Below are 19,428 nucleotides of genomic sequence, written 5' to 3'. Positions count from 1 at the left end.
ATAGCAATTTTCTTCATGGTGGACCCTCTCGATGAAAGCTTATGTTTTGCCGAACTCCCGGGTTTTCGCTAACTCCTTGCCCGGCACTTCATAGTCTTCACGAGAAGGCCACTCCAGACCAGATTTCACCGGGTTCATGAAGTTGCATGACAACAATCTCCCCGCCGCGCTCCCTCTCTGAGCAGGGAGGACTCCATCGGGCCGCGCCCCTCGCGTCCTTGGAGGAACGCGGAAGGGCCCGACGATGGCCGGGCCCTTCCTTGAAGTCCTCCTGCCGGAGGCGGGGATCAGGGGGTCGAGGACACGAGCTCCTCACCGACCCCGGCCCGTACCGGGAAACGCCGGCAGAGCTCGGCCACCTCGGCCCGCACCCCCTCGCGCACCGCTTCGGACAGGACGAACTCGTCATCCCCGGTGCTCCGCAGCGAACGCCACACACGATCGACCAGCGTCGCGCATTCGACCATGGCTTCGGATCCCATCCCACGCAGGGCCAGCGAGTTCGTGCCGAACCGGACCCCGCCCGAGATCCGGGCCGGGTAGCCGTCACCAGGGATCTTGTTGCGGTTGACGATGATCCCGCAGGATTCGAGGGATCGCTCGGCGTTGGCCCCGGTCAGCCCGGAGCCTCCCGTGTCCACCAGGACCATGTGGTTGTCGGTGCCGCCGGTCTGCACGCGCCAACCCAGTTCGGCCAGCGCGGACGCCAAGGCGCGGGCGTCGTCGAGGACGCGCTCCGCCAACCGGTGGAAGCCCGCCGATCCCACGATCCCCAGCGCCCGGGCCTTCGCGGCGATCCCGTTGACCCGAGGTGTTCCCTGGAAGTACGGGAAGACCCCCTGCTGGATCACGGAGGAGAGCCTGCGACCGCCCGGCCCGGGGGTGTCGGCGTCCGCGCCCATGAGGATGAGCCCACCGCGAGGTCCGTACAACTGTTTGTAGGTGCTGGTCGTGGTGAAGTGCGCGGCGTCGATCGGGCTGGGGTGCAGCCCGGCCGCGACCAACCCGGCGATGTGCGAGATGTCGGCGAGCAGGTAGGCGCCCACCTCGTCGGCGATCTCACGGAACCGGGCGAAGTCGATCTCGCGTGGATAGGAGCTGGCTCCGCACACGATCAGACGTGGCCGGTGCCTTCGAGCGAGTTCGGCGATCTCGCCATGGTCGAGCCTTCCGTCGGGGCCCACACCGTAGGAGACCGGGCGGAAGTAGCGTCCGGAGAAGGACACCGGTGCCCCGTGCGTCAGATGGCCGCCCGCGCTGAGCTCCATCCCCATGATCGTGTCCCCGGGATCCAGCAGGGAGGTCATCACCACCTGGTTGGCGGTGCTGCCCGAATGTGGTTGGACGTTGGCGTATCGAGCGCCGAACACGTCCTTGGCCCTGTCCACGGCGAGCCGCTCGATCTCGTCCACCACCACGCAGCCCGCGTGGTACCGCCGTCCGGGGTAACCCTCGGTGGTGACGTTGCCGACCGCGCTTCCCTCGCAGGCGAGCACCGAGCTGTCCGCCGCGCTGGCCGAGGCCACCATGGCCAGTGTCTCCTCCTGACGAATCTGGTCCCGTTCGAGCATCGAGAAGAGCGCCGGGTCCTGCGAGCTCAGCCGCCGCAGACCATCCGTCGCGGTGGCGGCCAGCGGTCCGTCGACCATCACATCACCGTTCATCGGACACCACCGGTCTCCTCCGCCAGCATGGCCATGACCTCTTCCTCGCTCATCTGACCGACGTCGAGCGTCAACTGCGCCGCCGCGTCGACGTCGACCCCCTGCTCACGCCCCAGGTCTCGCACGACCGTGGCCTGCCGTTCGACGGTCCTCGCGTCGAACACGGCACGCAGCGGAAGATCGATCCCGAAGACCTCCCCGGCCAGAACGGCGATGCGAGTGGCGGCCATCGAATACCCGCCGAGTTCGAAGAAGGAGTCGTGGACACCGACTCGATCGACGTCCAGGACCGACTCCCACAGTTCGACCAGGACGCTCTCCACCGGGGTGCGCGGGCCGGTGTACGCGTTGTCCAGGTTCGGCCGGGCACTCCCGGGCTCGGGGAGCGCGGCCCGATCGACCTTCCCATTGGGCGACAGCGGCAGCCGTCGCAGTTCGACGAAGGACGAGGGCACCATGTACTCGGGCAGGGTGGCGCCGATGTGCTCCCGCAAGGAAGCGATCGATGGCTCGATCCCCTCCTCAGGTACGTGGTAGGCGACCAACCGGGTCCGGCCGCCGTCTTCGCGCGCGACCACCACTCCCTCGGCCACCCCGGGGTGTGTCAGCAGGGCGGCCGTGACCTCACCCGGTTCCACGCGAAGACCACGGATCTTGGTCTGGTGATCGATACGGCCGATGAGTTCGAGGACCCCGTCGGAGCGATAGCGCACCAGGTCGCCCGTCCGATATAGGCGAGCCCCCGCGGGCACGTTGCCGTAACACCCGGCGAAGGGGTGTGGGACGAAGCGCTCCGCGGTCAGTCCGGGGCGATCCAGGTAACCGCGGGTCAACCCGACCCCGCCCAGGTACAGCTCACCGGGTATCCCGATCGGGGCGGGCCGGCCGTACTCGTCGAGCACGAGGACCTGTTGGTTCTCCATGGCGACGCCGTACGGGATGGCGGACCACTCCGGGTCCACGGTGACCACCTCGTGGATCGTGGAGTGGATGGACGCCTCGGTGGCGCCGCCCATCACCACGACTCGCGCACCTGGAGCGCACGAGCGCAACCGTTCAGGCAGGCCGAGCCCGACCCAGTCTCCCCCCAGGTACGCCAGACGTATGGAGGAAGCGCTCCCGGCGCCGCGCTCGTCGACCTCCTCGACGAACGTCTCCAGCAGCGCGGGGGCGGAGTTCCACACGGTGACCCGGTGCTCCCGGACCAGATCGGCCCAGTGCCGGGGGTCCTGGGCCCGGTGCGCTTCGGGTAGGACGACGGTCCCGCCCGCGGCGAGCATCCCCAACATGTCGTAGACGGACATGTCGAAACTGGCCGAGGACAGCGCCAACAACGTGTCCGTGGTTCCCACCCCGCCCACTCGGTTGAGGTCGAGGATGTTGTTGACCACGCCCCGGTGGGGGACCGCGATGCCCTTGGGTCGCCCGGTGGAACCAGACGTGTAGATGACGTAGGCGAGGTTGTCGGTCCGGACCCGATCGTGCTCCCGATCCGTCCTACGCGGAACCTCGACCGTCGGTAGGTCCGCGACCCCGATGACCCGGGCGGCCCCGGTGTGCTCTGGCAACCGCTCGGCCAAACCGTCCTCGGTGAGCAGTACCCGGGGACGCGCGTCCTCGATCATGAAGGCCAGGCGATCCGACGGGTATTCCGGATCCAGCGGGAGGTGGCCCCCGCCCGCCTTGAGGATGCCGAGGAAGACCGGCAACCGCACCGGCGCGGCGGCGCTCAGGAAGGAGCCGACCAGCACCTCCGGTCCCACCCCGAGGTGGGTCAGGCCGGAGGCGATCCGCTCCGCCCAGGCGTCCAGCTCGGCGTAGGTCGACGATCCGCCCGGGTACACGAGAGCGGTGGCGTTCGGGGTGAGCCGGGCCCTCTCCTCGAACAGCTCGTGCAGACAGCGATCCTGGATGTCCGAACCTGTGGAGTTCCACGTCGAGACCGCGGTCTCGACCTCGTTCGGGGAGAGCAGGGGAAGGTCGGAGAGTCTCCGTTCCGGCTTCTCCACCGCTGCGGCCAACAGCCTCTCGAACTGGGCCCATAGCCGTGCGATGGTGCCCTCGTCGAACATGTCGGTGCTGTACTCGAAGAAGCCCTCGTAGCGGTCTCCCGCGTCCCACATCTGCAGGTCCAGATCGACCTGGGTGGCGTTCCGGGGCACGTGCACCGCCGAGATCTCCAGGTTCCCCACCGCGGGGTTGGGCATCGGCGCGTTCTGCATGACGAACATGACCTGGGTCAGCGGCTGATGGCTGAGGTCCCGGTGGGGCGCGATCTCTTCGACCAGGCGGTCGAAGGGAAGATCCTGGTGTTCGAAACCCGCCAGCACGGTCCGGCGCACACGACCCACGAGCTCGGAGAAGGCGGGGTCGCCCTCCAGGGAGGTCCGGAAGAGCACGATGTTGATGAAGCAGCCGATGAGGTCCTCGGTCTCGGCGGTACGCGTGGCGACCCCGGTGCTCACCACCACGTCGCGGGTGCGCGCCCACAGACCGATCGCCGCCTGGAACGCCGCCAGGATGGTCATGTACGGGGTCGCCCCGAGTTCACCGCTCAGCTCACGGACGCGTCTGGACACCTCCGGGGACAGGCTCAAGGGCAGCATGTTCCCGTGGAAGCTCTGCGCCGGGGGACGGGGGCGGTCCGCGGGCAACTCCAAGACCGGCGGCGCACCCCCGAGCTCACCTCGCCAGAAGCTCAGGAAGTCGCCGATCACCTCCTCGGTGAGGTTCTCACGCTGCCAGGCCGTGTAGTCCACGTACTGCACCGGGAGCTCGGGACCGCGTGGCGAACGCCCGCTGAGGAAGGCCGGGTACCCCTCGGCGATCTCCCGAACGAAGATGCCGCACGACCACATGTCCGAGACCAGGTGGTGCATGGTGACCGCGAGCACGTGTTCCTCTGGGGCCAGACGCAACAGGGTGATCCGAACGAGGCCCTCGTCGATCGCGAAAGGCGTGCGGGCGTCGGCCCCCAACCGCGCGGCGAGCAGCTCCTCGGACCCGGCCTCGGGGGTACCGGTGAGGTCCTCCTCGTGAACGTCCAGCGGGGACTCGGGCAGGACCACCTGCGCGGACTCGCCGTCGATGGTGGTGAACACCGTACGCAACGACTCGTGCCGACCCATGACATGCCCGATCGAGGCGAGCAGTGCCTCCCGATCCATCGGTCCCCGCAGTCGCAGGGCGAACGGGACGTGGTAGGCGGCCGTCCCCGGGAAGAGCTGCTCGATGATCATCAGCCGTTGCTGAGCGAACGTCACGGGGAACGCCAGGGGTTCCTCGGTGCTCTGCATGGTCCTCTCCTCCTGGTGACTCATGAGTCCATTCCTGTCTGGTCGCTCCGCGAGGCGCGGAGCCTGCGCAATACGTCGGCGCGGCCCGTTCCCGAGACTCCGGCGAAACCGCGCCGGTCCACCCGGGTGACGACCGGTGCCGGTGCCGTCGCGGTCGACTCGTCCACCAGGGCGGCGACCCCTCGCAGGGTCGGCCGCTCGAACAGACGGTGTAGTTGCAGCCGCACCCCGAAGACGTCCCGCACGCGCAGGACGAGCCTGGACAGCAGGAGCGAGTGGGCCCCCAACTCGAACCAGTTGTCGTCGCGTCCCAGCCGGGCGCCTCCGAGCAGTTCGACGACGATCCGGTGCAGCTCCCGTTCGGTGTCGGTGGCGGGAGCCTCCGAGGAGGCCACCGCCGTGACCTCCGGTTCGGGCAGCTTCCTTCGGTCGATCTTGTTGCTGGAGTTCAGGGGCAGCTCGGAGAGCCACACGAAGTGCGTGGGCACCATGTAGACGGGAAGTCGCTCGCTCAGGGCCTCACGCAGCGCGCGATCGGCGGACTGGCGGTCGAAGGCGGCCGTACCCACACGGTTTCGGGCCTCGACGTAGGCCACCAGCGTGGACACCGACGCGGTCTGGTGGACCACCACCGCGGAACGGCGCACGGTCGGGTGTCGGTCGAGCGCGCTCTCGATCTCGCCGAGTTCGATCCGATGACCGTTGAACTTGACCTGTTGGTCCGCCCGCCCCAGGAATTCCAGGCGCCCATCGGCGCCGAAGCGCGCCAGGTCACCGGTCCGATACATTCGAGCACCGGGGGTCCCTCCATGCGGATCGGGCACGAACCTGTCGGCGGTCAGTCCGGGGCGACCCAGGTAGCCGCGGGCGACCCCCGCGCCACCGATCACGACCTCGCCGATGACCCCCGCCGGTACCGGTTCCATCTCGGGGCCGAGGACGTAGAGGCTGGTCTCACCGAGCGGAGCGCCGATCGGTACGGGTCCTCGCCCGGTCTCGTCGATCCTTGCCGCCGCCGACCACACCGTGGTCTCGGTGGGCCCATAGAGGTTCCACAGCCGTTTTCCCCGGCCGATGAGCCGGTCGGCGAGAGCCTCCGACAGCGCTTCTCCCCCACTGGAGACGACCAGGTCGGGATGGCCCTCCCAGTGCGCGTCGCCCAGGAGCTGCCAAGTGGCGGGTGTGGCCATGGCGAAGGCGAACGCACCACTGTCCAGACGGGCGCGGAGCTGGGCACCGTCGGTCTTGACCGATGTGTCGGCGATGTGCACGACGCCCCCGGTGACCAGGGGCAGGAACACCTCCATGACGGAGATGTCGAAGGAGAAGCTGGCCAGTGCCAGGACACGGTCTCCGCGGCCGGGCGTGTGGGGCACGGCCATCGCGTCCATGAGGTGGGCCATGGCACGATGCGGGATCTGGACCCCCTTGGGGCGACCGGTCGATCCCGAGGTGTAGATGACGTAGGCGGTGTTGTCCGGGGTCAGTCGGCAGGGGGGCGGCCCCGGCGGCTGCTCTTCCAGGGTGCGTGCCAGGGTGTCCAGGGCCACGATCTCGACACCCTCGGCCGGAGAGGACTCGGGCGTGGTCGCGGTGACGACCGCTCGGGCCCCGGAGTCGGTGAGCATGAACTCGACCCGCTCCGCGGGCAGTTCGGAGTCGATGGGCAGGTAGGTGCCGCCCGCCTTGAGGACGGCGAGCATGGCCACGACCGCGTCCACCGACCTCGGCAGGTACAGTCCGACGACCTGTTCGGGGCCCACGCCCCGACCGACCAGATAGGTGGCCAGCCGGTCGGACCGATCGTCCAGTTCCGCGTAGCCGAGCGTGGGCACGTCCACGATGGTCGCGGGGTCGACCGGCTCGTCGATCGGCAGGTCTCGGGAGTCGAAGGCGATCGCGGGAGCGTCCGGATCGGCCGCGGCCCGTTCGGCGAACCGCTGGAAGACGTAGTCGTCCGGGCGATGGGCGAACCCGGTACCGGTCAATCGGTCGAGGACGCGGGCACGCTCGGTCTCGTCGAGCAGGGGCAGTTCCCCCACTCGCTGCTCGGGATCGGCCCCCGCTCCGGCGAGAAGTGTGCTCAGGTGCCGCACCATGCCCTCGACGGCCTCCGGGGTGAACAGGGCGGTGTCGTACTGGAGCAGTCCGCCCAATCCCTCCTCGGACTCGGCGAACGTCACCGAGAGGTCCAAGATCCCGTGCGGTGGGTCGAGCGGGAGGGGCCGCAGGTCGAGCCCGCCCAGCTCCAAACGGCCGTCCCGGTCACCGAGGATGAGCGAACTCATCCCTTGCGGCTGAGCACCGATCGGGCGCTGGAACGTGAAGAGGCTCTGCACGAGGGGCTGGCGCCCGAGGTTGCGATCCACCCTCAACCGCTCGACGAGCAGGGGCAGGGGGACGTCCTGGTGGAGTGCGGCCCGAACGCCACGGTCGACGGCACGCGTGTGGTCGGCGAAACTCAGGTCCGGTGCGATCCGGCCGCGCATCACCGCGGTGTTCACCAGGTTGCCGACGATCCCGGCCGTCTCGGCCCGCCCACGTCCGTGGACCGGGGTACCGACCAGGACATCGTCCCGCCCGGAGTAACGGGACAGGAACACCTGGTAGGCGCCGAGCAGGACCGAATAGAGGGTGGTCCCGGTCTTCGCCGCGCATTTCTTGAGGCTTCTGGTCAGCTCAGGGTCGAGTCGGAACCGAACGGTGCCGGAACGGAAGCCCTGCTCGGCGGGGCGGGGGTGGCTGGTGGGCAGTTCGAGTTCGGTGGGTGCGCCTTGGAGCTCCTCCTTCCAGAAGTCGATGAGCCGGGCACCGTCGTCCTCCAACCGTGCGCTCTCGTGGCGAACCGGACGCAGGTGGCTGGGCGCGGGCCCCCAGTCGGGGAGCGGGTCCCCGGTCGTGATGGCGCGGTAGAGGCGGCCCAGTTCGTCGAGCATCACCTCCATCGACCAGAGGTCGGACACCAGGTGGTGCAGCATGAACACCAGCCTGTCGTGGTCCGGACCCAGGAGCAGGCAGACCCGGACCAACGGACCGGAGGCCACGTCGAAGGGAGCGTAGGCGAGCCGTCGGGCCTCCGCTTCGATCCGGTCACGGTCCAGGTCGCGCACGTCGCTTTCGGTGAACTCGGGTTCGAGTTCCGCGTGCACCCTCTGGACGGGCTCGCCGTCGACCACGGGGAAGGAGGTGCGCAGGGCGGTATGACGTTCCGACAGCAGGGCCAGGGCCCGGCGCATCGCGGACGCGTCCACCCGTCCGGAGACCTCGGCCGCCATGCCGATGTTGTGCGCCGAACTGGCCGGCGCGAACTGGTGCAGGAACCACATCGCTCGCTGATTGTGCGAGAGGGGGTGGTCGGTGGGTCCGTCGGTCATCACCTCCTCCGGGGAGACACGCGACGCGGTGGAGGCCCGGAGCACGAGTTCGTCGATGGTGAGGGCGAGTACGTCCTCCGGATCCAGGTCCACCTGCAGCTGGGTCTCCACGCGGTGTCGGAGTCGGACGGTGTCCAGGGAGTCCATGCCCAGTTCCACCAGGGGGCGGTCCAGAGGGATCCGCGTCGCGGGCACGTCGAGTACCGCCGCGATCGACTCGCGCAGGAAGGCGGCCAGGCCATCGGCGTCGCCGTCGGACTCCTCGCCCTCGGGGAGGAGCCGTTCCCCTTCCTGGGAACGCAGTTCGGCGAGCACCGTCAACGTGCCCTCGTGCAGGGCCTTGCGACAGGCGCGCCGGGCGATCTTGCCACTGGTGGTACGCGGGATGGTCAGCGAGCGGACGAGGACCACGGAGTCCACGCGCACCTCATGCTCCTCGACGACCGCGGCACGGACGCTCCGGGTCACCTCGTCCAGGTCCACGTCCTGACCGCTCCGGACCTCCTGCACGACGACGACCCGCTCCCGGCCGTCCTCCTCGTCCAGGGCGAAGGCCGCGCCACCGTTGGGCTGAAGCGCGGGCGAAGAGCGTTGGGCGGTGAGTTCGATGTCCTGCGGATAGTGGTTGCGTCCGCGGACGATGATCAAGTCCTTGCTGCGTCCGGTGACGTACAGCTGGCCGTCCCGAAGGAAACCCAGGTCTCCGGTGCGGAGGAAGGGGACCGCGGGTTCGTCGGCCAGGGTGAGCCCGAAGGGGTCGTCCTCGGTGTCGGGACGGTTCCAGTAGCCCTGGGCGACACTGGCCCCGTGGACCCAGATCTCCCCGACCTCGCCCTCGGGCAACGAGGTTCGTGTGGCCGGTTCGACGACCTCGACCCGATGCGCGGCGGGGACCGCGCCGCCGGCCACCACGTCGGAGGCGGCCCCGCCCCCGGCCCCTTCCATGGGCGGGGCCGAGACCCGGATACCGGAACCGTGGGGTCCGGCCGTGACCATGAGGGACGCTTCGGCCAGGCCGTAGCAGGGCAGGAGCGAGGAGGATCGGAACCCGGAGACGGCGAACTTGTCGGCGAAGGCCCGCATCGTGTCCTCGCGTACGGGCTCGGCGCCGTTGAAGGCCACCTCCCAACTGCTGAGGTCGAGCCGGGCGGCCTGCTCGTCGGTGACCTTCTCCACGCACAGGTCGTAGGCGAAGTTGGGGGCTCCGCTGACCACGGCCCTGTCTTCGCTGATGGCTTCGAGCCAGCGGTAGGGGTCGCGGATGAAGGTGACGGGTGACATCAGGGCCATGGTGCCGCCACGTCGCACGGTGCCCATGACCGAACCGATGAGTCCCATGTCGTGGTAGACGGGAAGCCAGGAGACACCGCGCATGTCGTCCCGCAGACCGAACGCCTCCTGGATCAGCGCGGTGTTCGCCAGCAGGTTGCCGTGGGTGAGCGCCACGCCTCTGGGGGTGGCGGTCGAGCCCGAGGTGTACTGGAGGAACGCCAGAGATCCCGTATCGAGTGCGGGGGCGTCCCAGCCCGTGGCGGCCGCGTCCGGTACGTCATCCGTCGCGACCAGGCGAAGCTTCTCCAGCCCGGGGACGAGACCGATGCGGCCGTCCATCCGATCGCGTCCGGCCGCCGTGGTCAGCGCGAACTCCGCACCGCTGTCCTGGACCATGCCCACCACGCGTGCGAGCGAACGCGGATTGCGGGTGGGCGGGTAGGCGGGGACCGCGACGACCCCCGCGTACAGGCAGCCGAAGAAGGCGGTGACGAACTCCAGACCAGGCGGGTAGAACAAGAGCGCGGAACGTCCGCCCAGGCCAAGGCCGAGCAGGTGCGTTCCGATCGCCCTGGCCCTCAGGTCGAGCTCCGCGTAGTCGATCCGGTCGGGCGTGGCACCCGCCTGCTCCGGACGGAAATTGAACGCGGTCCGGTCCGGCCTGTCCCCCGCGGCACCGGACAGCACGTCACGCCATGTCCTGGGCGCCCCCGTTGCGAAGTCGGTCATGCCTCACCCTTCGTTCGTCGGATCCCGGTCGTATGCGCCCCGGAACCAACCGGTCGCGACCTTTCCCCACAGTCCTCCTCGTGGCGCCGCACCGAAATCAGGGGTTTCCCGGACTCCACGGCGGCGCGGAAGCGGTGCGAACGTCCGAGGGTGCCGCTCCATGCCCGGCGTACCGAGCCGAATCCCTTCGTAGGAGGTCCTCGATGACGGCCCTTGATCCCATATCGACCACCGAATCCGGGAAGGGGGCGGCGCCGGCACGGGACTTCCGTCTTCTCTGGGGAGGCGACTTCTTCTCCCAGTTGGGTTCACAGACGACCCTGTTCCTGCTGCCCCTGCTGGCGATCTCCCTCTTGGACGCCTCCGGATTCCAGGTGGGTCTGCTCCAGGCCCTGTACATGGCACCGTTCGTGGTGCTTCCCCTGTTGGCGGGCCTGCTGCTGGAGCACCGGGCCCTCCGACCCGTGCTGATCGTGGTGGACCTGCTCAGGGCCTCGGTCGTGCTGACGATCGCCGCCTTGGCGCTGAGCGGTCAGATGACGCTCCCCCACCTCCTGGTCGCGGCACTGATCGGAGGTTGCCTGACGGTGGTCTACGACATCGCGTTGGTGTCCTACGTGCCACGCCTGGTCTCCTCCGGGTTCCTCGACACCGCGCACAGTCGGATGTCGGCGAACATCGCCGTGGGCGGCACCGCCGGACCGGGTGTGGGTGGCTGGACCGCGTCACTGCTGGGTCCCGCCTCGGCGATGGGGGCGAGCGGGCTGGCGTACCTGGGTTCGGCCCTGACCCTCTTCTTCGTCCGTCACCGGGAACGGGTCCCCACTCGTGCGGGAGACCGCGATCCACGTGCCGAACTGGCCGACGGCGTACGCGCCGTGTTCTCCAATCCCCCGGTCAGGGCCGTGTCGATCCACGCGGCGATCTACAACGCCGGAATTCCGCTGGTCACCGTGGGCGGCCTGATGTACCTGGTCGACGGGATGGGGATGAGCAGTGGTCTGTACGGCACCCTGATGCTGGTGGGAGGTCTCGGCGCGGTCACCGGCGCCCTGAGCGTCCCCCTGCTCATCAGGCGAATCGGATACGGCCCGAGCATGCTGACCGTGCTGCTGTTCTCCACCTTCCCCTATTTCCTTCTTCCCGCCTTCGGAGGGGTGGACGCGCTGGGCTTCTCCGCGGCGGGCGCGGCGTTCTTCATCGGCTCCGGTGGTGCCGCGGCCGGCAGCGTGGTGGCGACGACCATCCGGCAGAGGCTCACCCTCCCGGACCTTCGTACGCGGATGAACGCCACTTACCGTCTGGTGAGTTTCGGCGCGATTCCGATCGGTGCCCTGGGCGCCGGGTCCCTGGCCGACCTGATCGGCGCCCGCGAGACGTTGTGGCTCGCACCCGTCATCCTGCTGGTCTCCTGCCTGCCCGTGCTGCTGGGGCCGGTGCGACGACTGCGCGACGTCCCGGACCGAGCGGAACAAGGAGCACCGACGGTCTGAGTGGTCCGAGTGGCCTGAATGGCCTGAGTGGACCGAGCGACACGTGGCGGGACCGTACGGTGTCATCCGTACGGTCCCGCCACCGTCTCACGTCATCGCCGAGGTGAGCTGCCGGACGGTGTGCTCTCCGAGCACCATTTCCACCGGTAGTTCGACGCCCTTCTCCCGAGCCCGCATGACGATCCGTACCGCACGCATGGAGTCGCCGCCCAGAGCGTAGAACTCCTCGTCGACACTGACGATCTTCGTGCCGAACTCCTCGCTCCACAGGCTCAGGATCAGGTGCTCGGTCGGATTCGACGGCAGGGACCCCGCGCCGTCCAGCGCCCCGGCCGCGGGTTCGCCCTCCTCCACCGGGGTCGCCACGGCGACCTCGGAATCCCTGTCCGCCAAGGGGCAGGGAAGCTCGGACAGCCGAGCGTCGGGGTCGGTGCCCCAGGCACGCAGGACCGCCTGGATCGATTTGCTGAACAGCTCGGCGGTCTCCTGACGGAACCAATCGGCGCGCAGACCGATCGTTCCGCTCAGCGTGTCGTCGTTCTCCACCAGGTCGACCGTGGCGTCGAAGATCGCGCTGCCCTGGGACAGGTGGACCGGCTCGGCGGTCACCCCGGGAAGATCGACCCGCGCCGCGAGAGGTGTGTTGTCGACCGCGAGCATGACCTGCGCCAACGGGGGCCGTCCGGTCCGGCGTTCCGGTTTGAGTTCGTTGACCAGGACCTCGAAGGGGACATCGGCGTGGCCATAGGCACCGAAGCTGCTGTCACGCACACGTTCCAACAAGGTGAGCAGTGTGGGGTCCCCCGACAGGTCGACGCGCACCGGGAGGGTGTTGACGAAGAAGCCGACCAGGCTCTCCAGTTCCGGCTCGCCGCGCCCGGCCACCGGCAGGGCGAGCACGACGTCGTCCTGACCACTCCAACGGGCGAGGACGGCGGTGTAGGCGGCCATCACCACCATGGTGGGGGTGACGCCGGCCGGAGCGAGTCCGCGCAGATGTCGAACCGTGACCGGCGCGACGCGCAGTGGGGCGGTGACCGAAGCGTGCGGGGGCCGGCCGGTGCCCTCCGTGCCGGTGGGCAGGGCGAGCGGGCGGACGCCCTTCAGACGATCACGCCAGTAGCGGATCTGGTCGTCGAGCGAACCGCCCTCGACCTGCTCGCGCTGCCACAACGCGTAGTCCGCGTACTGCACGGGAACCTCCGCGAGTTCCCTCCCCCCGCCCTCGACCGCGGACGCGTACAGGGTCGCGATCTCGGCGAGCATCACCCCCAGGGACCATCCATCGGTGACGGTGTGGTGGGCGATGACGACGAGGACGTGATGCTCCTCGGACACCCGCAACAGGTGTCCGCGGAGCAGGGGGCCCTCGGCCAGGTCGAAGGGTTCCGCGGTCAGCTCCTCGATCCGCGCCAGGAGCGCCTCCTCGGAGTCGGCCAGGGGTTCGGTCACGAGGGTGACCGGCCGTGCTTCCCGCACGACCTGCATGACCCCTCCATCCCGCAGTCGTAGAACGGTGCGCAGCACCTCGTGCCGTTCCACCAGACCGGAGAGCGCTCCGGCCAACGCCGGTGCGTCGAGTCGTCCCCTCAGACGCAGGGCCATGGGCACGTTGTACAGCGGCATGTCCGGGGTGACCTGTTCCAGCAGCCACAGCCGTTCCTGTCCGTACGATGCCGGGAGGACGTAGAGGTCCTCCCCCGTCTTCGTGGTCATGTCGCGTCTCCATCGTCGAGAGTTGTCTTGGTGTCCGTACCGGCCCCGACCCGGTATCCGGTGCGGTCGACCCTGCGCAGCGACGGTCCCTTCGTCACGGTGCGGCGTCCGACGCGTTGGATCTCCGCGGCCATCGCGCCGACCGTCGGCATGGTGAACAGGCTCTCCATCGGCAGTTCGGTGCCCAGTTCCACTCGGATCCGGTGCGCGAGTTTGACCGCCAGGAGGGAGTTGCCCCCGAGATCGAAGAAGTCGTCCCCGACTCCGATTCCGTCCGTGTCCAGGATCTCCGCCCACAACCGGGCCAGGGCGCGCTCGCCGGGTGTGGCGGGGGCCGTCGCCCCCCGGTCCCCACAGGGTCGGTCGGGTGTGGGGAGTCGTCGACGGTCGAGCTTTCCGTTGGGGCTGAGCGGCCATTCGTCGACCCGGGTGAACGAGACGGGGACCATGTGCGACGGAAGACGTCCGCGCAGGGCCTTTTGCAGGTTCGGCACGCGTTCCTCCGTGTTCTCGACCGATTCGTCGGCCAGGAGCACGTAGGCGACCAGTACGGGGCCGGTCGAGCCATCGGTGCGCACGTCGGCGACCGCCGACTCGACGCCCTCCAACTCGGTCAGGGCGACCTCGATCTCCCCCAACTCCACGCGCATGCCCCGCAACTTGACCTGGCCGTCCATTCGGCCCAGGTACTCCACCGTCCCGTCCGATCGCCACCGGGCCAGGTCTCCGGTGCGATAGAGACGGGCACCGGGACCGCCGAACGGGTCCGGTACGAACCGCTCGGCGGTGAGCCCGGGGCGTTCCCAATAGCCACGGCAGACCTGGACGCCGCCGATCATCAGCTCCCCGGGCGCACCGATCGGGACGGGCGCCATGTCCTCGTCCACGACACGGATGGTGCAACCGTCGATCGGACGACCGATGGGGACACGGTGCCCGTAGCCGTCGCGACAGTCGAACCAGGTGACGTCGATGGCGGCCTCGGTGGGCCCATAGAGGTTGAAGACGGGTACTTCCGGCAGGCGTCGCTCGACCTCCCGGACCAGCCGGGAGGGCAGTTCCTCCCCGCTGCACACGATCCGGCGCAACCGTCGACAGCCCTCCAACGAGGGGGCCGTGAGGAACAGGTCGAGCATGGAGGGCACGAAGTGGATCGTGGATACGTCCGCCCGGTCCACCAGTTCGGACAGGTATCCGGGATCCGCGTGGCCGCCGGGTCGAGCGAGTACGCACCGCGCTCCGGTGATCAGCGGCCAGAACAGTTCCCACACCGAGACGTCGAACCCGATCGGGGTCTTCTGAAGGACTCCCTCGCCGATCTCCAACCCGTAGGTCCTCTGCATCCACAGCAACCGGTTGACCACGGCACGGTGTTCGTTCATCGCCCCCTTCGGGCGCCCGGTGGAGCCGGAGGTGTGGATGACGTAGGCCAGGGACCGGTCACTGACACGGAGCCGAAGTGGTGCCGCGGACCACTCGGCGATCTCTGCCGCGTCCCGGTCGGGACAGATCAGGCGAGCGGACGAATCGACCACCGCGGCGACGTCGGGAGGAACCTCGGTCGCGTCGGCGATGACCACCTTGGCCCGGGTGTCCTCCAGCATCATCCGGAGTCGTTCGGGCGGGTACTTCGTGTCCAGGGGGAGATAGGCGCCGCCCGCCTTGAGAACGGCGAGCAGGCCGACGAGAAGATCCGGGCCGCGCGGCAGTCCGACGCCGACGACCGTGTCCGGACCCACCCCTTCGGCGCGCAGCATTCGCGCGAGCCGGTTGGAGCGCCGATCCAACTCTCGGTAGGTCAGGGTGACGTCCTCGTACTGGAGGGCGATCGCGTCGGGGTGGGCTGCGACCCGATCCTCGAACAGTTCGTGCAGGGTGGTGGATCCGGTGCCGGGCACCGGCTCCTCCGTGCCGCCGAACACGTCCAGGAGTTCCGTGTGGACGTCGTCCGCCACCAATCCGAGCCGGGACACCGGCACATCCGGGTCCGCGTCGGTGAGCACCAGGCGCAGGGAGTCCGCCAGGCTCCGGGCGGTCGCCTCGTCGTACAGCTCGGCGCTGTACTCCAAACGGACCTCCCATCCCCCCTCCGACAGGGGTTCGAGATTGACCTCCAGGTCGAACTTGGCGGTGCCGGTGTCCAGGGCGACCAGGTCGAAGCCGAGGCCGCGCACCACCGGTTCCGGACGAGGCTCCTCGTCCACCTGGAACAGGTGGCGGACCAGGGCCGTACGGCCTCCGGGGTCCCGCTCGGCCCGCACGGCGTCGACGATCCGATCGAAGGGGACGTCCGCGTTGGAGTGGGCGTCGAGCATGCCGTCGTGGATCCGTGCCACCAGGGCACCGAACGTCGGGTCGTCGGACAGGTCGACGCGTACCGGAAGGGTGTTGACGAAGAAGCCGATCAGCCGGTTCACCTCGGGGCGTCGGCGTCCCGCCACCGGCACCGCGACGACCAGGTCGTCCTGACGCGACCAGCGGGAAAGGACCGTGGCGAACGCGGCGAACCCCACCGCGAACGGTGTCGTGCGGTGTTCCTCGACGAGCCGATCGATCGCGGTGTGGGCGGGGAGGGTCAGGACGATCGACCCCCCGGAGAAGTCCGGTGTCCCCGGCCGTGCCCGGTCCGTCGGGACCTCCGTCAGGGGTGCTCCCGCCAGCCGGTCCCGCCAATGGTCGAGCTGGCGCGTGACCGCCGGCGCGTCCTCGCGCTCGTTCTGCCACACGGCGTAGTCGGCGTACTGGATGTCCAGGGGCGGTTCGGTGACGGCGCCTCCTGCCCCGTAGGCGGCCACCAGTTCCGACACGAGGATCTCCAGCGACCAGCCGTCGGAGACCATGTGGTGGAGCGAGACCACGAGTAGGTGTTCTCGGGGCGTGACCCTCAGCAGGTGGAAGCGGGCGACGGGGCCACGCTCCAGGTCGAAGGGCTCGGCCGCGATCACCCGAGCCCGGTCGAACGGGTCGCCGTCCACGTCGGAGATCGAGAGGTCGACCTCCGAGGGGGGAAGGACCCGTTGGACGGGTTCACCATCGGCGGCCTGTTCGAAGACCGAACGAAGGACCTCGTGACGCGTGACGATCCCGGTCAGGGCCGTACGCAACGCGGTGACGTCGAGTTCGCCGCGCAGCCGCGCTCCCGCGCTGACGTTGTACAGCGCGGTTCCCGGCCGCAACCGGTCCAAGAACCACAGCCTGCGCTGGCCGGGTGAGAGCCGTGCGGGACCCTCCGCCCCGGAACGAGGCGGAATTCGGTCATCTCGTCCGATACCGCGTCTGCGGCGCAGTTCCCGTAGCAGTGCCCCACGCTCGTCGGTCAGCCATTCGGTGCCCATGTTCGCCTCTTCCTCGTACTCCGGTCCTCATCGGTGGTCGCGCAGCAGGGTGGACAGGCAGTCCGTGCCGAAGCGCAGGGCGTCGACGGGGATCCGCTCGTTGGCCTGGTGCAGCATCCCCCGGTGCGGAGCACCCGCGGGCAGGCGCATGGGCAACCATCCGTAGCAGCGGATGCCCAGCTGGGCGAAGAGCCTGTTGTCGGTGGACGCGGGCGTGATCATGGGCAGGGGTACCGCCCCCGGGTCGGCCTTCTCCAGGATCTCGACCATGGAGTCGTAGAAGCCGCCGAACTCGGGCTCGCGGATCCGACCGGGATCGACCCGGGCCCCCTCCAGGAGGAGTTCGAACTCGATGTCCGGACCGGCCAGGGCACGCACCTCGGCCTCGAAGTCCGCCACGGTGAAGTCTCCTGGCAGGATGCGGCCGTCCATGTCGACGCTGACGCTTTCAGGCATCATGTTGATCTTGTCCGGGGTGTGCACCACGGTCGGGTTGACCGTGTGACGGAGCACCGAGTCCAGGTAGCGGGCCTGTTCGTCGGGGAGGCCGGTGGGCAGCCGGTCGAGGGCGTCGTCCTCCCTCAGCCCGCGTACGGCCTCACCCGTCGGTCCGGGCAACCGCCGGGACAGTTCGGCGAGCATCCGGTCCGCCGCGACCCCCTTGTGACGCGGGAGGCGCGCTCCGGTGAGTGCGGTGAGCAGGCCGGCCAGACGCCTCATCGGGGTCTTCGCGGGCATCATCCGTGAACCGTGCCCCCCGGGGCCGCGCAGGGTGGCGCGTAGCCAACAGGCGCGTTTCTCCGCCACGACGATGGGGTGGAAGCGCACACCGTCCAACTCGATGTCGGCACCCGCCTCCTCCCCGATGGCGTAGCGCACGCCGTCGAACAGTTCCGCGTGGTTTCGGACCAGGTGACGGGCGCCGACCCCACTTCCGTTCTCCTCGTCGGCGACGACGGCGAGCAGGACGTCCCCGGCGGGTCGTTCCCCACGCTCGCGCATGCGCAGGAGGGAGGACAGCATCATCGCGAGGCCGCCCTTCATGTCGATGGCCCCTCGCCCCCACACCTCACCGTCGACGAGACGTCCTTCGAAGGGCGGGTACAGCCAGTCCTGGCCGGTGACGGGGACGACGTCGGAGTGGGCGTGCAGGAGTAGAGGGGGCGCTTCCCCCCTGCCCTTGAAGCGAGCGACCACGTTGGCCCGTTCAGGGGTGACCCCGATGACCTTGACGTCGATCTCCTCGTCGCCGTCCAACAGATCGGTGACGTAGGCGGCGCACGCTCCCTCGTCGCCGGGCGGATTGGTGGTGTCGATCCTGATCAGGTCCTGGAGCAGGGATACCGGATCGGTGGTTCCCGTTGTCGACATCGTCATCCCTTTCCAAGGTCGTCGACGAAGCTGGAGTGAAGCAGCCGGGCGGCCTCCCGACGGAGCCCGGTGGCGGTGCCGAAACGCTGCGCGTCCACCGCCGCCCGGCGGTAGAAGAACGACGCGTCACACCGCTCCGTCATACCGAGGGCACCGTGCAGGTGTACGGCCTCCGCGGACACGACGCGGGCGAGGTCACCGGCGAGGAAGGCGGCTTGGGCCGCGTGAAGGCGAATGTCGTCCGCTCCGGAGTCGGCGGCTCGCGCGGTACGACGGACCAGGGCCGCCAAGGCGGCGTTCTCGGCGCTGAGCCCCGCGAGCCGGTAGGCGGGGGCCTGCATCCTGGCGAGGGGAGTGCCGAAGGCCCGGCGCTCCTTCAAATGGGCGACGGTGAGATCTAGGGCTCCGCGGCACAGGCCCGACAGGTAGGCCGCGTGCCTGATCCTGGCCCGGGCCAGGACCTTCGCGTAGTCGGTACCGACCTCGATCAGGCCGTTCGGGGCGAGGACGGCCCGTTCGAAGGTGACCTCGTACAGGTCGCCGCGGCCGAGGTCGTCCTGACGGCGGATCCGGACACCCGGCTGTGCGGTGGGGACCAGGCAGGAGTACGGATCTCCCCCGACCGTGCCCACGGCCAGCAGCAGGTCCGTGTCCGCCGCGAAGGCGACGAACCGGCGCGTGCCGGTCACCGTCCCGTCGTGTGCGTCGACCGTCAGGGGGCCGACGGTCCCGGGCTCGTCCACGCCTCGCTCCCGAACGGCCAGGGACATGGTGCTCCGTCCCTCGGCGACGGAGTCGAGGAGTTCGTCGTGGCGTCCATCGAGGGCCAGGAGGTCGGCGACCGCCAGGGTGTCGGGAAGGGCGCTCTGGTACAGGCCGGGTCCGGTGAGTTCGGCCACCTCGACGGTGGTCTCCAGGGCCTTTTCGGACCCGCCCAGGCGTACCGGCAGGGACGCTCGCAGCACACCCATGTCGGTGAGGGTCGCCCACACACCGGCTCGGGCCTCCGCGTCGTCCCCGTTCAGGGCCGCGGACCCGCCACTGCCCCTGGGTCGATCACCGACCCTGCGCAGGACCGGGTTCAGGTCTTCGTGGAAGAGCTCGGCGCACGCCGCGCGCACCTCGGCCGGGGTGGCCCCCGCGGAGGTCGACTCGGACGTGGCGGTTTCGATCGTCAT

The 19,428-nt window shown here is 69.3% G+C and carries 8 protein-coding genes; 1 reads left to right on the top strand and 7 read right to left on the bottom strand.

The features are described 5' to 3' along the window. Window positions 1-287: 287 nt before the first annotated feature. The 3 genes from glyA to ABZ717_RS18400 are packed head-to-tail and all read right to left on the bottom strand — an operon-like array spanning window position 288 to window position 10,335. Window positions 288-1,664, bottom strand: a complete 1,377-nt coding sequence (glyA, locus tag ABZ717_RS18410) for a serine hydroxymethyltransferase (RefSeq protein ID WP_358511835.1) — start codon at window positions 1,662-1,664, stop codon at window positions 288-290. Beyond that, window positions 1,661-4,984 carry an amino acid adenylation domain-containing protein gene (locus ABZ717_RS18405; RefSeq protein WP_358511832.1) on the bottom strand — a complete coding sequence of 1,108 codons (3,324 nt, stop codon included), beginning with the start codon at window positions 4,982-4,984 and terminating at the stop codon, window positions 1,661-1,663. The genes glyA and ABZ717_RS18405 overlap by 4 nt, the downstream gene beginning before the upstream one ends. Beyond that, window positions 4,981-10,335 (bottom strand): amino acid adenylation domain-containing protein, encoded by a 5,355-nt coding sequence (locus ABZ717_RS18400; RefSeq protein ID WP_358511829.1) that lies wholly within the window; start codon window positions 10,333-10,335, stop codon window positions 4,981-4,983. Before ABZ717_RS18400 ends, ABZ717_RS18405 begins: the two co-directional genes overlap by 4 nt. 203 nt (window positions 10,336-10,538) lie before the next feature. Here ABZ717_RS18400 and ABZ717_RS18395 point away from each other — a divergent pair, with 203 nt between their 5' ends. Next, entirely contained in the window at window positions 10,539-11,828 is a 1,290-nt protein-coding gene (locus ABZ717_RS18395) for an MFS transporter (RefSeq protein ID WP_358511826.1), read from the top strand. Window positions 11,829-11,915: 87 nt separating this feature from the next. On the opposite strand, the gene ABZ717_RS18390 is transcribed toward ABZ717_RS18395, so the two are convergent. The 4 genes from ABZ717_RS18390 to ABZ717_RS18375 are packed head-to-tail and all read right to left on the bottom strand — an operon-like array spanning window position 11,916 to window position 19,428. Then, on the bottom strand, window positions 11,916-13,544 hold the full coding sequence (locus ABZ717_RS18390) for a condensation domain-containing protein (RefSeq protein ID WP_358511823.1): 1,629 nt from the start codon (window positions 13,542-13,544) through the stop codon (window positions 11,916-11,918). Beyond that, on the bottom strand, window positions 13,541-16,879 hold the full coding sequence (locus ABZ717_RS18385; RefSeq protein WP_358511821.1) for an amino acid adenylation domain-containing protein: 3,339 nt from the start codon (window positions 16,877-16,879) through the stop codon (window positions 13,541-13,543). The genes ABZ717_RS18390 and ABZ717_RS18385 overlap by 4 nt, the downstream gene beginning before the upstream one ends. Before the next feature lie 27 nt (window positions 16,880-16,906). Then, entirely contained in the window at window positions 16,907-18,250 is a 1,344-nt protein-coding gene (locus tag ABZ717_RS18380; protein WP_358511818.1) for a M20/M25/M40 family metallo-hydrolase, read from the bottom strand. 2 nt (window positions 18,251-18,252) lie between these two features. Further along, complete coding sequence (locus ABZ717_RS18375; RefSeq protein ID WP_358511815.1) at window positions 18,253-19,428, bottom strand: acyl-CoA dehydrogenase family protein; 1,176 nt, start codon at window positions 19,426-19,428, stop codon at window positions 18,253-18,255.

It is taken from the genome of Nocardiopsis sp. NPDC006832 (assembly GCF_040635885.1).
Taxonomy (GTDB): Bacteria; Actinomycetota; Actinomycetes; order Streptosporangiales; family Streptosporangiaceae; genus Nocardiopsis.
This window is presented reverse-complemented; position numbering and strand designations above follow the sequence as displayed.

What these genes read in the sequence shown, in the direction of transcription:
- glyA (WP_358511835.1), bottom strand. Translation starts at nt 1,664, where the DNA reads ATGAACGGTGATGTGATGGTCGACGGACCGCTGGCCGCCACCGCGACG.
- ABZ717_RS18405 (WP_358511832.1), bottom strand. Translation starts at nt 4,984, where the DNA reads ATGAGTCACCAGGAGGAGAGGACCATGCAGAGCACCGAGGAACCCCTG.
- ABZ717_RS18400 (WP_358511829.1), bottom strand. Translation starts at nt 10,335, where the DNA reads ATGACCGACTTCGCAACGGGGGCGCCCAGGACATGGCGTGACGTGCTG.
- ABZ717_RS18395 (WP_358511826.1), top strand. Translation starts at nt 10,539, where the DNA reads ATGACGGCCCTTGATCCCATATCGACCACCGAATCCGGGAAGGGGGCG.
- ABZ717_RS18390 (WP_358511823.1), bottom strand. Translation starts at nt 13,544, where the DNA reads ATGACCACGAAGACGGGGGAGGACCTCTACGTCCTCCCGGCATCGTAC.
- ABZ717_RS18385 (WP_358511821.1), bottom strand. Translation starts at nt 16,879, where the DNA reads ATGGGCACCGAATGGCTGACCGACGAGCGTGGGGCACTGCTACGGGAA.
- ABZ717_RS18380 (WP_358511818.1), bottom strand. Translation starts at nt 18,250, where the DNA reads ATGTCGACAACGGGAACCACCGATCCGGTATCCCTGCTCCAGGACCTG.
- ABZ717_RS18375 (WP_358511815.1), bottom strand. Translation starts at nt 19,428, where the DNA reads ATGACGATCGAAACCGCCACGTCCGAGTCGACCTCCGCGGGGGCCACC.